The organism is Shewanella fodinae (assembly GCF_014651955.1).
Lineage (GTDB): Bacteria > Pseudomonadota > Gammaproteobacteria > Enterobacterales > Shewanellaceae > Shewanella > Shewanella fodinae.
Map to the genome: position 1 here is coordinate 208,830 of NZ_BMXW01000005.1, position 13,125 is coordinate 221,954.

The following is a 13,125-nucleotide window of genomic DNA, read 5'->3' on the forward strand; positions in this document are numbered from 1 at the left end:
ACAAAAGCCCCACCAATGGCGGGGCTTTGCAGCAAAGGTTGAAGATTACTCTTCGATACTGACGAACTTGCGGTTCTCAGGACCCTTTACTTCAAATTTCACTTTGCCGTCAGTCAGGGCAAACAGAGTATGGTCACGACCAATACCTACGTTTACACCGGCGTGGAACTTAGTACCACGTTGACGAACAATAATGTTGCCTGCCAGTACAGACTCACCGCCAAAGCGTTTTACGCCAAGACGTTTACTTTCTGAATCGCGGCCGTTACGAGTAGAACCGCCAGCTTTTTTGTGTGCCATGAGTCAGACTCCTAATTAAGCATTGATTGCAGTGATTTTAACTTCAGTGAACCACTGACGGTGGCCCATTTTCTTCTCGTGGTGTTTACGACGACGAAACTTCTGAATAGTTACTTTTTCGTCACGACCGTGGCTTACAACGGTAGCAAGCACTTTGCCACCAGCGACCAACGGAGTGCCAACTTTTACGTCTTCACCATTAGCAACCAACAATACCTGGTCAAATTCAATGGTTTCACCTGTAGCAACTTCAATTTTTTCCAAGCGTACAGTGTGACCTTCAGCAACACGGTGCTGCTTACCACCACTTTGAAAAACAGCGTACATAGCTATTTTACTCCGAAATTCCTAACACACCGGCCGTTTGCTGGTCCGGGTGCTACAAAAACTTTAATGACAATGGGCGCGGATTCTACGCGAAGAATTGCTAGCTGGCAAGTCCAAAATGGGCAAGATCAAAAAAAGCTAAGGTTATCGCCCACAAACGCTGCTTAACTACTGTCTTATACAATTATTTTAGGTAAACTTGCGTACATTATAACACTTTATCGGGGCTCTCATGCGGTCCCGCTCAATCAGAGTCTACTATGGATTTAACCATTATCCGTCAGCTGGCTGATGCGGATATGCAGGCAGTCAACCAACTGATATACAAGCAGCTGGAATCCGATGTTGCACTGATCAATCAATTAGGTTTTTACATTATTAACGGTGGTGGTAAAAGAATGCGCCCACTGTTATCGGTATTGGCCGCCAGAGCTATTGGTTATGAAGGTCAAGCTCATCTTAAGTTGGCCGCAATCGTCGAATTTATCCATACAGCTTCTTTATTGCACGATGATGTCGTCGATGAGTCTACATTGCGGCGTGGCAGAGAAACCGCTAACTCGTTATTTGGCAACAGTGCCAGCGTGCTGGTGGGCGATTTTCTTTATACCCGAGCGTTTCAAATGATGACCGAATTGGACTCGATGGTAGTACTTAAAGTACTGGCTGACACCACCAATGTACTCGCTGAAGGTGAAGTATTGCAGTTGATGAACTGTAACGATCCCGATACCACAGAAGCCAGCTACATGCGCGTCATCTATTGTAAAACAGCCAAGTTGTTTGAAGCCGCGACTCGTTTAGCCGGTGTATTGGCAAAGTGTCCCCAAGAATTAGAACAAGCACTTGCTGACTACGGGAAGTATCTCGGCACGGCGTTCCAGTTAACTGACGATCTGCTGGATTACACCGCGGAAACAGAAGAGTTAGGGAAGAATATCGGTGACGATTTAGCCGAAGGAAAACCCACATTACCACTAATATATGCGATGGCTCACGGTGATGAGCATGCCAAGCAGGTCATCCGCAAAGCCATTGAAGAAGGTAATGGCACTGAACACATCGAAACTATTGTTGAGACGCTAAATACCTGCGGTGCACTTGAATACACTTATCAGCGTGCATTACAGGAAGCCGATAATGCCATCAGTGCCATCGATATCTTACCGGATAGCGATTTTAAACAAGCGTTGATAAGTCTTGCTAAAATAGCAGTTTCACGCAGTCACTAACCAGTAATTGATAAATTTATTGGTTATCTGATAAAAAAAGCGGCTTTTAGCCGCTTTTTTTATGTTTAATGAACAACAACGCTACTTTACAAAATCTACGCCTAACTGAATGTCAGCTTTCAGGGTATCGAGCATACTGTCGCGAGCCTGGACTTCGAACGCACTCAGCTCACCGACTGCCAGTATCTTCTCTATCCCCTGCTTACCCAACAGCACGGGTTGCGCGAACAGTGGCGCATACTCACTGTCGCCGGCAATATAGGCACATTCAACCACATTGGTTTCGCCCTGCAACCCTCGTATTAGTGACATACAGAAACGGAAAGCCGCCTGCCCCATGGATAAAGTAGCGCTGCCACCACCAGCTTTAGCTTCTACCACTTCAGTACCGGCATTCTGGATACGTTTTGTCAAAGCGGCAACTTCTTCATCGGTGAAACTGACGCCTTCAACCTGCGATAATAATGGCAAAATAGTGACACCACTATGACCACCAATAACGTTCACTTTTACATCTGCAACATCCAGTCCTTTAAGTTCAGCAATGAAAGTTTCTGAACGAATAACGTCGAGGGTGGTGACACCGAACAGACGATTCTTATCATAAACTCCGGCTTTTTTTAGTACTTCGGCGGCAATAGCCACTGTGGTATTCACAGGATTAGTGATAATGCCAATCAACGCTGAGGGACAAACTACCGCAACTTTCTCAACCAGATTGCGCACAATTCCCGCATTAATGTTGAATAGATCAGAACGATCCATGCCGGGCTTACGGGCGACGCCTGCAGATATAAGCACAACGTCAGCACCAACCAATGCCGGAGAAGGATCTTCGCCTGCAAAACCTTTCACAGTAACTGCAGTTGGGATATGGCTCAAATCTACGGCGACACCTGGTGTGACCGGCGCAATGTCATACAGTGATAATTCAGAACCAGCAGGCAGCTGGGTTTTTAACAGCAGGGCGAGGGCCTGACCAATACCACCAGCGGCGCCAAGTACAGCAACTTTCATAGTACTCTCCGTCATTCTCGGGATTTATGTGACATAGATCTTGTTTTATCGTGGCCAAAATCTATGACATTGACCATTAAATAGCAATTATCCATTAGTCACATAACCCTTTATAAAGATTCAGTTCCTTCACGGCAAACTAACGTTTCTATCCCACGGCCACTACAACTTGATCAATATTGAATTTTTATTCATGAAAAATGACTATTCCTTGACAATAAAACGTTCAATATGCACTATGGCCCGATCAGGATGAATAGAGACCCGGAACAAACATGACCGTAACCAAGAACCAAGACGATCTTATCAGGACGTTCAAGGCAATTTTAAAAGAAGAACGCTTTGGGTCGCAGAGCGAAATAGTTACTGCACTGCAGACTGAGGGCTTCTCAAACATCAATCAGTCCAAAGTCTCGCGGATGCTGAGTAAGTTTGGTGCGGTACGGACCCGAAATGCCAAACAAGAGATGGTTTACTGTCTTCCCGCTGAATTGGGCGTCCCTACGGCTGGTAGTCCGTTGAAAAATCTAGTACTCGATGTTGACCATAATCAAGCCATGATTGTCGTCCGCACCAGTCCTGGCGCCGCACAACTGATTGCTCGATTGCTCGACTCTATCGGCAAACCCGAGGGAATATTGGGCACTATCGCTGGCGACGATACCATATTTATCTGCCCGTCGAGTATCAAAGCGATTGAAGATACATTGGAAACAGTGAAATCTCTTTTTAATTATGCAGATTAACCACATAATTAAACAAAAAACGCACCATTAAGGTGCGTTTTTTGTTTCTGTGGCGAAATTACTCACTAAACTGAATAATGAAATCCAGCGATGGCGCAAAAAAAGAAGAGCCAGTAACTGCCTGAGTAAAATGCATTAAGTGATCGTGATTACCAGCACCGTCACCCACTATCATGCTATGCAACATTTTCTCAAAATGTTCAGGCGTCTTACAGGTCGAGATAAACATCAGTCCTTGTTGTCTAACGGTACCAAAAGGTAGGCTCTGTCTGAGGATCTCCAGCGATTGACCATTTTCATCCTTAAGATTCACTCGCTTTATATGTGCTGTTAACGGCTTGTCCTCAGACTCATATTCAATATTGTCTTGTTTAGTGCGTCCAATAATATCTTCTTGTTTTTGGGTGGGTAACCGTTGCCACTTACGCAGGTTGTGTACATACTTCTGCACATGGATATAGCTGCCCCCTCTAAACTCAGGATCCTGCTCATCAACTAATGCAACCTGCTGTCGGTTGCGCCCTTTCGGGTTTTCGGTGCCATCCACAAACCCCGTTAAATCTCGGGCATCCATAAAGCGGAAGCCTCTTTCTTCATCTTCCAGTTCTGCCAGCCCTTCCAGCATGCCATAAACCTCATTGGCTACTAGGTGCAGAATATCCATACGATCACAACGCAGATGAAAAAAAAGGTCATACTCTATGGCCGGTGCATCACGGTTGCCACTCTCCATCGCCGGGAAAGGACGCAGTTCTGCTGGACGGGCGTCTGGGTACAAGGCATCCCAATAATTGGCACCAATCGCGACAAAGCCATTGAAAGCACTGTCGGCATATTGATCAGCCAATTCGTAAATATACTGAGCGATGTTGGCAAGACATGGGCGCATCTGCGCCTCAACGCCATCATTAGCATTGAACATCAAATAAACTGCGTGCAAATTACCTTCAGCACAGATACCCAATTGTTCGCGTGGCATATCCAATGTACCCATCTAAAGATCCCTTATCAGCTTAAACCGTATTCGGCACTATTATCTGTTAATTAAGCCAAAATTTACACTGAAACAAAGGGTTTTGAGAGCCAAGGCATCAATAACCGGCTACTTGCCCATCTTTACGACTTTCTGAAGCGCCACGGTAAACCCCAGTTTGCGGGTCACGTGCAATCGCCTGGTAACCGCCAAAGGCTCCCAAAGAATCCTGTAAAATATGGCCTTTCTTACTTAATTCTCGACGGGTTTCCATAGGAAAACCGGACTCAAGGCTAACGTAACCACCGTCATTCATTTGTTCACCTGTAGGTTGCGTTGAACCGGTATGCAAGATTCTGGGAGCATCGCCCGCCTCTTGCAAATTCATACCGAAGTCAATGATATTGATTAAGATTTGTGCATGCATCTGAGGCTGTGTTGCGCCGCCCATCACCCCAAAACTCAGCCAAGGTTTGCCATCTTTTGTAACAAAGGCTGGAATAATAGTGTGAAAAGGTCGTTTGCCCGGCGCATAACTGTTGAAATGACCAGGTGTCAAATCAAACAGTTGACCACGATCCTGTAGCACAAAGCCCAAATCTGGCGGCGTCATACCTGACCCCATTCCGCGATAATTACTTTGGATCAGTGACACCATATTGCCCTCCTGATCAGCGGTAGTAAGATACACAGTATCGCCATGAAGCAGATTAGGATTACCCGGCTCAACACTCTTAGCGGCCTTATGCGGATCAATTAACTTTGCGCGTTGGTAGTTATACTCTTGAGAGATAAGCTGTTTAACCGGAATGTCATTAAATGCCGGATCTGCATAAAATTTTGCCCGATCCGCAAATGCCAATTTCTTAGCCTCAACAAATAAGTGAACATACTCTGGACTCGTCTGTCCCATCGCTTTCAGATTAAAAGGTTCCATGGTCTTCAGGATCTGCAAAGCTGCAATTCCCTGTCCATTAGGCGGCAACTCCCAAACATCATAACCCCGGTAATTAGCAGAGACCGGCTGAACCCAATCACTGTGGTGAGCAGCCAGATCCTCGTAACTAAGATAGCCGCCCTGGGCCTTCATATAAGCGGCGATACTGCGAGCAATGCTGCCTTTATAGAACTCATCACGACCACCTTTGGCAATTTTTTCATAGGTGTTAGCAAGCGCTGGATTTCTAAATATCTCACCAACATTAGGCATCTTGCCATTGGGCATATATGTCTCTTTAAAACCGGGATATTTAGCCAGTCTTTTAGCACTTAACTGCATATAAAAGGCAATCAACTCCGAAACCGGAAATCCCTCTTTGGCGTAACTAATGGCAGGCGCTAAGTTATCTGCCATGGGCAGTTTGCCAAACTTGTCGTGTAGTTGATACCAGCCATCGACAGCACCAGGAACTGACACAGGTAACGGGCCGAATGGCGGCAGATAATCCAGCCCTTTGGCTTTGAGCATCTCCAATGTCAGCGATTTAGGACTGCGACCAGACGCATTAAGGCCATATAATTTCTTGTCTTTGGCGCTCCAAACAACGGCAAACAAATCACCACCAATTCCTGCGCCAGTTGGCTCTACTAACCCCAACATGGCGTCCGCCGCAATGGCCGCGTCTACAGCACTGCCACCGTGCTTAAGAATATCCAATGCAACCTGAGTCGCCAACGGCTGACTAGTAGCCGCCATACCATGAGTGGCATACACTTCTGAGCGACTGGCAAATGCCTTTCCGGTCACCCGATCATAAGCAAGAACATGGGCAGAAAAGCCAATAGATGAGCTACAAATCACCGCAAATAAGGCAAAAACGTGATGTTTCCACATAGCATAGATGTTTCGGATGGTCATATGACAGTTAACAGAATGATTCTGGGAGGCATTAAACGTAACACAAGTATGATGAATTAATTATAGAGAGCAACGTCTTGAAACAATTATCTCCCATAGGTAATGGATGGTGCCAGTCAGCTTACGCCCAAATACTTAACTTATTGACTAGAATTAAAGACAATCACCATATTTTTACCCCTAAGTTAGGAGAATACGATGTTAGAAAGCACGTTTTTGTTGCTGGCGATTATGCTCCTCGGCTACCTTTTTCGTCATCGCTGGTCTGGTAATCAACGTCATAAAGAAACCCGCACAAAAACTGTATCAGCAAAAATTTTGCCGTTTCGAGCCGTCAGTATTGAGTGTTTAGGTTTTCCCTGCAAGGCCGTATCAAAACTCAGCAATAAGCGTTTCCTGCCCAACGATGCGCCAAGTATCCCCCTTGCGACCTGCAATAATGCAAGCTGTAAATGTCGCTATATTCACCATGAAGATCGCCGCGCTCACAACAGCGACCGCCGCCTGAAAATTGGTATAGTGACCGATCTATACGGTACGTTAGGAGAAAAAGAACGACGCCAGAAAACTGCTGACCGCCGCACTCAAGAGATAAACACGCCGGAACTTAAGTAAATTTCACGGAAACGAAGTTAAGAAATTACCTCTTACCGCCATAGCTTTTAATCATTGTGAGATCTGTTGCCATTCATAACGATGTGACTGAGCAAACAGCAGCCACCGACGCCACCGACGCTACTGACGCTCAAGATAAGTACTATTACATCGATGATGAATATGTCTCACTGTAGTTGCCCTCACCAGCCACTGCGGAAAAACCTATGATATGGTGCGACTTTTGAGCATCAGCTTCAGCAATTTGGCGATGACAATACCGGCAAGTAGCTGCAGGCATTGGGGATCCACTCGTATAGCACTTTTACCAATACTTCTCTGTGGTGATTTGTCCTGGCGCCCGTCGTAGATTTTTACGCAGTTCTCTATCGGTAAGAATCGAGATGCTGTCGCGGATCATCCCAGGATTGCCACACAACATTATCTGAGAGTCAGCAGCTGCTATCGAGATCCCTGCGTGCCGCTCAATGCTCCCCGATGCTAATCCATCAGGGATACGGCAATGCAACATTCCTGGGTGTTCTTCCCGGGTAATTGCAGGTAAAAAGCGGAACTGTGGCCGTTGCATTGCCAATGCCTGCAACTTGGCAAAATATGCAAGTTCATCGGCCCTTCTGGCACCATAAACCAACACTATCTTTTCAAAGCGCTGCCAGGGCTCGGCGGTGTCCAGTATTGCAAGAAATGGCCCGACAGCTGTTCCTGTTGCCAGCAACCACAAATGCCGCCCCTGTATCTCGCCTTGAGGTAATTCATTCAACGTCAGAAATCCCGTGGCGGGAACACTAACATCAATAACATCTCCTGGCTGCAGTAGATGCAATGCTGGAGACAGCTGACCATCAGGAACAGTTACCGCTAACACCTCAATGTAATCGCTACCTGGAGGATTGATAATAGAGTATGCCCTAGCCACTCTTTTATCCTGTAGCGACATTGCCAACTTGATAAACTGGCCAGCCAAATAAGGGCCAATATCTACCGCAATTTTCAAGCTGAAGAGCCGCTCATTCCAGTCAGTTCGATCAATCACCTTACCAACTTGCCACATATGCTCTCCTCATAGAAAGTGTCTGGTGGATTAAAGCATACGCTACCGAGTACATAACAAAAACCCCTTATAATAAAGGGGTTTGATAAATTGCAACGACACACTAGCTGCTGTATGAGCTACTGTTCACTAGTAGTAAAACTGTCACGGAACGCCTGTAAGCCTTTTTGCACATGACTGTAAGTCGCATCCACCCCATCAGCAATATCGCCATCAAGGACTTTCAACTTATCCAAAATATTTCGGGCTTCGGAAAACCCCTTATCAATGGCACCACCTATGATATCCATAAATCCATTAAGCTGATCTTCGGGACTTTTATCTGCGTTCTGTTGTTGATAGGTGGTATAGAACTTGGTAGCAAAATCGACGATCCGTCCGGCAGTCGCCTCTGGAGAGTAATCAACTTGCTGTTGTTGTTGCTGCTGAAAAGCAGTTTCACCCATGGATGCTTTCAATTCCTGATTAATTGCATCTATAGCCGTCCGGTACAAAAGCTGCATTGGCTTATCACCACTGCTAATAGTCACTTGCTCTTGGGCAGACAGAATTGCTTGATTCATTAATTGCCGACTCACATGGCGTACACTGGTATTATTGGCAACCTCTGACACCACTTTACCATGACTTCCATCAACGGTCGCGTCCTTATCTTTGGCAACTTGAGATACCTGGGAACCGTGATTCTGGATCTCCATCTTCCTTTCCTCTTAACTAGTTACTCAAAACTAATTATCGGACATTTTTTGCACAACTTTAATTTTCCTTATCTCTATTTAAGCGTCATGCGACAACGTCCTAACATGCTGACCACTTAAGCTCCGCTGAAATGAAAGCCATTCAACAGGATGTGTGGTGGCAAATTTTTGCTATTAAAGTAAATGCAGCAATCGCTAAATTAGCCATTGCATAAACAGAAATTATTACCTAAGTTAGATTGTGCGCCAGCTCACAAAAAATGTTAGTATGCTCAAAAACCACATACTGACGGGTTCACAATGGGAGAGTTTAAAGTGAAGACCACTTATGTCAGTCGGATTCCTATTCCTGCCGACTGTAGCAAGAATGCTTCTTTAAGCTGCCAGAGTTGTAGTCGGTTGATTGAGATCGAAGGTGAAATGCTGTGTTACCGTGGCGGTAAAATCACTGGACTCAAACCAATCTCTGAGCAAGATGGCTGTGTCAGTATCCTTTGTGACGGATGGCAGACACGCCGGTCTGCCTCCAATAAATAGTCAGATAAACATTCCCTGTTATCTTCAAAAATGGGCCATTTGTGACTGCTCAGACACCAGTTTAGATTGGTTAATAGCCCCCCAGTCCAATTCATAGCGTGGTTTGGGCTGAGCTTTCATACACAGTGTCAAACCTCGGGTGGATACAATTAACCCGGCCCGCAATTCTGTATGTAGCTGTTGTAATGCACATTCACCAACGCCGCGCTGTTGCAATGTTGCAGCCAAACTGCGCCAATCTGTGGTTACTCTTTTTTTGGTGCCTTCAAGGTTTACCAGCAGTGCAATGTTCTCCATAGCATCACCTCCTGATAGATTAAGTGAACTGCAGCGTCAGTATGCAATCGTCTTGCTGAATCAGTACTGAATTACCGCACGTTATTTCGCACAAAAAATCTATGAATTAGGGATGGAACAAATGCGTTGATACAGGGAGTTATCGCTAAATTGTCACAATGCCGCAGTACCATTAACTGATGAAATATGTTAAAAGTTCGGTTTTGCTGGCGGTAGCTGCTTTTACATTTTCGAACAAAGTATTAATGTGAATTGTGTTATATCCAGCAATAGAATTTGCTACGCTATAGCCGCTTTCAGGACGTTATATTACCACTTGGATTGTGGGCCCTTTTGTTGAAGCTCAATTAGACCGTTACGTTAAAGGACCTAAGCATCATGGATTCAAAAGTTCAGTATCCACCGCTTCCTCTCATTCAGACTTGGGTATGGATGATGGTCGAATCTGAAAATCCTGAAATTCAGGAAAAAGGCCGTAATAACCTCATTGCCTCTTTTGGTAGTCTGGCAAAGGCCAATGAATACTTGCAGCAGCAACTGAAATAAAAAAATCTTCTGTCAAAAAGAGTCAGAGCTGCAACGCAAAAGGCACCCGAAGGTGCCTTTTCTGTGGATAGCAGCTTCATTTAAATCGGCGGCGCTGCAGCACACTATCATTAAGCATCGCCAATAGTTGTTCTGTGTCATCCCAGCCAATACAAGCATCTGTAATACTCTGGCCATAACGCAGGGGCTGACCGATTTTTAACGCTTGGTTACCTTCAACCAAATTGCTTTCCACCATTAAGCCGAAAATACTGCGCTCTCCCTGCCGTAATTGCTGGCAAACCTCTTCAGCCACAATCATCTGCCGTTTAAAATCCTTACGAGAGTTTGCATGGCTGATATCAATCATAATATTGCATGGCAATCCGGCTTTTTGCAGTTGTTCCTTGGTGGCAGCAACAGAGGCTGCGTCATAGTTTGGCTCTTTGCCTCCACGTAAAATAATATGGCAATCTTCATTACCTTTAGTGGAGACAATCGCTGAGTGGCCAAATTTTGTGACTGACAGAAAATAATGAGAGGCACTAGCAGCACCAATAGCATCAATGGCAATTTTGATATTGCCATCTGTGCCATTTTTGAAACCGACAGGACAAGATAAACCGGAAGCAAGTTCGCGATGCACTTGAGACTCAGTGGTTCTTGCGCCAATCGCCCCCCAGCACATCAAATCGGCGACATACTGTGGAGTTATCATATCCAGAAACTCACCGGCCGTTGGCATACCACTATCATTCAGATCCAGTAACAGCTTGCGCGCCTTGCGTAAGCCATCGTTGAGCTGGAAACTTTTATCCATATAGGGATCGTTGATCAAGCCTTTCCAGCCAACGGTTGTCCTAGGCTTCTCAAAATACACTCGCATGACCACTTCTAACTGATCTTTATAACGCGCTCTGAGTTCCAGCAGGCGTTGACCATAGTCGATTGCAGCCTCAGGATCATGGATTGAACAGGGACCTATAATGACCAACAAGCGATCGTCTTCGGCCCGCAACATCTGATGAATACAGTGTCTGGCATTAAACACGGTGGCAGAGGCATTATCGGTTACGGGAAATCGTTCCAGAATTGCGATTGGGGGCAGTAACTGTTTAACCTCTTTAATCCTGACATCATCATTCTGGTACGACATAATCTTTCTGTAACTCCAGCTCATTGGTTTTTTTAGGGGCAAGGGACAAATCTAGCCTGTATACCTGCCTGATGCAATGAGCTTTTGCCTTGAATTTTGATACGTAAGGCCCCTCAGTTTAATGCCGCTCCAGTGCATTGAGTTTTGCCTGATACCTGTGCGTCCAGCTATCATCACGACTCAACTGCAACGCTTTTTTCAGACTGCTGGCAGCCTGCTTACGCTCCCCTAAAGCCCAGTAACTGCGAGCTAGTCCAAAATAAAACTCATGCCGATAATCCGCCTTTTCAATGGCTAAACGGTACCAATGAATGGCTTCCGCAAAACGTTGTTCACGATAAGCTTGTTGCGCTATACCATAGTAATAATAAGGATTACGAATACGTTCCAGTTCTAAGATCCGATTGACTTCAATCCATTCGTCCAAGCGCCCTTCGCTGTCTAACAGTACCGCAAAGTTATAAAGCGTTGTCAGATTTTGCGGCTGTAGCTGTAAGGCAAATCGATATACCCGTTCTGCCATCACTAACTGGTGGTTATTACGGTAGAGTATCGCCAAATTATTCAGCGCCGCGATAAATTGCGGTTGTTGCGATAAACTGACCTTCAACAATGCGTAGGCCCGATCCCACTGGTGAGTGACCATCGCCTCGGCAGCAAGATTATTAAAAAACATTGCCAGCACCGTAGCTTCATCAATGCGCTCTGTTCGGTAAGCTCTGAGCGTTTCCGTTGGCACAAAATCCACCAATAGATCTGTGGCCAACGCATGATAAACGTTACCTCCTTCTGCCGCTTTTAGCCTGACATTAATATGGCCATTCAACAAGTTGAAGTTGCCCTGATGATCCCAAACAGGAGGCACCTGAACACTTTGAAAAACCACCTTCACATCCAACACTTTTGCCAACGCTGCGGTCAGAACCACCAACGACATACAGTTACCGTGGCGCTGATAGAAGGTATCTGCCGCAACACGAGTATCATTATCCTGATACCGAAACCCGCCATCTGCAGCACTGAGATATTGGGCTAACCACATCTGAGGCGATAATTGCTGTGCTAAGTGTTGTTGTTGGAAATCGAGTCTGACCTCGCGCACGACCTCTACCGGAAGTGCAAAAATTGCAGCAGGGTCAAGCACTGGCACTGATTGGAAATACTGATCTTGCCACAGTGAAGAGATATCGGCTGAGGGTTTAGGAACCACTGTGCAGGCACAAATACCCACCAGCATGATAACCATGGTAAAACGCTGTACGGCCACCGACATGCAGTTGCTCCCCTCCAAAGAGGTTTATATAAGCTTATATCAGCTTTTACTGCATTGCCTGCGGCTGAGGGAGATCACCGTGATGGACGTGGAATAGCAATATAAATTTGTTGTCCCAGATATGAATAGGGCCGATACCACGAAGCACCACAGTGAAAATGCACATAAGGCGTAGTCAATTGCAAACAACCTAAGGGAAGTACTTGCAAGATCTGAAGCTGTTGTTGGTTACGAAGTTGTTCCTGCCACTCATGCTGCCGCATTAATTCAGCTCTTACGGCAAAAGCATCAAAAGGTTCGCTTGCATCTCTGACCACTACTTGTCCGGCGTTAACACTTACAGACCAGAGGAATGCCATCAGTACATACCATTTCATTGTTACCTCCGCCCATAAAAAAATATCCTCCGGCATAGCCGGAGGTTTTTCATATGCGCCTATAAGGCTCTCCTACCAGCAGCGCCCTAGCAGGCGCATCGCGATCTGACATTTGCATAAAGCGATTACTTACGGCCCGTAAA

15 protein-coding genes are annotated in these 13,125 nt (G+C 45.7%); 4 read left to right on the forward strand and 11 right to left on the reverse strand.

What is annotated here, in order from left to right; genetic code table 11:
* Nucleotides 1–45: 45 nt before the first annotated feature.
* Both rpmA and rplU read right to left on the reverse strand, forming a co-directional pair.
* A complete protein-coding gene (gene rpmA / locus IE064_RS06920) occupies nucleotides 46–300 on the reverse strand; it encodes a 50S ribosomal protein L27 (RefSeq protein WP_133040352.1) in 255 nt (84 codons plus the stop codon).
* Nucleotides 301–315: 15 nt separating this feature from the next.
* Nucleotides 316–627, reverse strand: a complete 312-nt coding sequence (gene rplU / locus IE064_RS06925; RefSeq protein WP_133040353.1) for a 50S ribosomal protein L21 — start codon at nucleotides 625–627, stop codon at nucleotides 316–318.
* A 260-nt stretch (nucleotides 628–887) separates the two neighbouring features.
* On the opposite strand from rplU, the gene ispB reads away from it, so the two are divergent.
* Nucleotides 888–1,859, forward strand: coding sequence for an octaprenyl diphosphate synthase (ispB, locus tag IE064_RS06930; RefSeq protein ID WP_133040354.1), 972 nt, complete (start codon nucleotides 888–890; stop codon nucleotides 1,857–1,859).
* 81 nt (nucleotides 1,860–1,940) lie between these two features.
* Here the strand turns inward: ispB and mdh are convergent, their stop codons facing one another.
* Nucleotides 1,941–2,876 (reverse strand): malate dehydrogenase, encoded by a 936-nt coding sequence (gene mdh / locus IE064_RS06935; protein ID WP_189617209.1) that lies wholly within the window; start codon nucleotides 2,874–2,876, stop codon nucleotides 1,941–1,943.
* 275 nt (nucleotides 2,877–3,151) lie between these two features.
* Between mdh and argR the strand changes: the two genes are divergently transcribed.
* The gene (gene argR / locus IE064_RS06940) at nucleotides 3,152–3,622 is read left to right on the forward strand and encodes a transcriptional regulator ArgR (RefSeq protein ID WP_133040356.1); all 471 of its coding nucleotides are present in this window, start codon (nucleotides 3,152–3,154) and stop codon (nucleotides 3,620–3,622) included.
* A 58-nt stretch (nucleotides 3,623–3,680) separates the two neighbouring features.
* Here the strand turns inward: argR and IE064_RS06945 are convergent, their stop codons facing one another.
* Together IE064_RS06945 and ggt are read right to left on the reverse strand one after the other, a co-directional pair.
* Nucleotides 3,681–4,616, reverse strand: coding sequence for a Dyp-type peroxidase (locus tag IE064_RS06945; protein WP_133040357.1), 936 nt, complete (start codon nucleotides 4,614–4,616; stop codon nucleotides 3,681–3,683).
* 97 nt (nucleotides 4,617–4,713) lie between these two features.
* Entirely contained in the window at nucleotides 4,714–6,429 is a 1,716-nt protein-coding gene (ggt, locus tag IE064_RS06950) for a gamma-glutamyltransferase (RefSeq protein WP_189617210.1), read from the reverse strand.
* A 222-nt stretch (nucleotides 6,430–6,651) separates the two neighbouring features.
* On the opposite strand from ggt, the gene IE064_RS06955 reads away from it, so the two are divergent.
* Nucleotides 6,652–7,068 (forward strand): hypothetical protein, encoded by a 417-nt coding sequence (locus IE064_RS06955; protein WP_189617211.1) that lies wholly within the window; start codon nucleotides 6,652–6,654, stop codon nucleotides 7,066–7,068.
* A 304-nt stretch (nucleotides 7,069–7,372) separates the two neighbouring features.
* Here the strand turns inward: IE064_RS06955 and IE064_RS06960 are convergent, their stop codons facing one another.
* The 3 genes from IE064_RS06960 to IE064_RS06970 form a co-directional block, all read right to left on the reverse strand.
* Nucleotides 7,373–8,119: a ferredoxin--NADP reductase gene (locus IE064_RS06960; protein ID WP_189617212.1), complete on the reverse strand. Its 747-nt coding sequence runs from the start codon at nucleotides 8,117–8,119 to the stop codon at nucleotides 7,373–7,375.
* 119 nt (nucleotides 8,120–8,238) lie between these two features.
* The gene (locus tag IE064_RS06965; protein ID WP_189617213.1) at nucleotides 8,239–8,817 is read right to left on the reverse strand and encodes a DUF5610 domain-containing protein; all 579 of its coding nucleotides are present in this window, start codon (nucleotides 8,815–8,817) and stop codon (nucleotides 8,239–8,241) included.
* 561 nt (nucleotides 8,818–9,378) lie between these two features.
* On the reverse strand, nucleotides 9,379–9,651 hold the full coding sequence (locus IE064_RS06970; protein ID WP_189617214.1) for a hypothetical protein: 273 nt from the start codon (nucleotides 9,649–9,651) through the stop codon (nucleotides 9,379–9,381).
* A gap of 378 nt (nucleotides 9,652–10,029) precedes the next feature.
* Here IE064_RS06970 and IE064_RS06975 point away from each other — a divergent pair, with 378 nt between their 5' ends.
* The gene (locus IE064_RS06975) at nucleotides 10,030–10,197 is read left to right on the forward strand and encodes a hypothetical protein (protein ID WP_165900149.1); all 168 of its coding nucleotides are present in this window, start codon (nucleotides 10,030–10,032) and stop codon (nucleotides 10,195–10,197) included.
* A 76-nt stretch (nucleotides 10,198–10,273) separates the two neighbouring features.
* On the opposite strand, the gene aroG is transcribed toward IE064_RS06975, so the two are convergent.
* The 3 genes from aroG to IE064_RS06990 all read right to left on the reverse strand — a co-directional run bounded on the left by aroG (nucleotide 10,274) and on the right by IE064_RS06990 (nucleotide 12,982).
* Nucleotides 10,274–11,332, reverse strand: coding sequence for a 3-deoxy-7-phosphoheptulonate synthase AroG (gene aroG, locus IE064_RS06980; protein ID WP_189617215.1), 1,059 nt, complete (start codon nucleotides 11,330–11,332; stop codon nucleotides 10,274–10,276).
* Between the two features lie 118 nt (nucleotides 11,333–11,450).
* Entirely contained in the window at nucleotides 11,451–12,605 is a 1,155-nt protein-coding gene (locus IE064_RS06985; RefSeq protein ID WP_189617216.1) for a tetratricopeptide repeat protein, read from the reverse strand.
* A 74-nt stretch (nucleotides 12,606–12,679) separates the two neighbouring features.
* Nucleotides 12,680–12,982, reverse strand: coding sequence for a hypothetical protein (locus tag IE064_RS06990; protein WP_189617217.1), 303 nt, complete (start codon nucleotides 12,980–12,982; stop codon nucleotides 12,680–12,682).
* Nucleotides 12,983–13,125 lie beyond the last annotated feature (143 nt).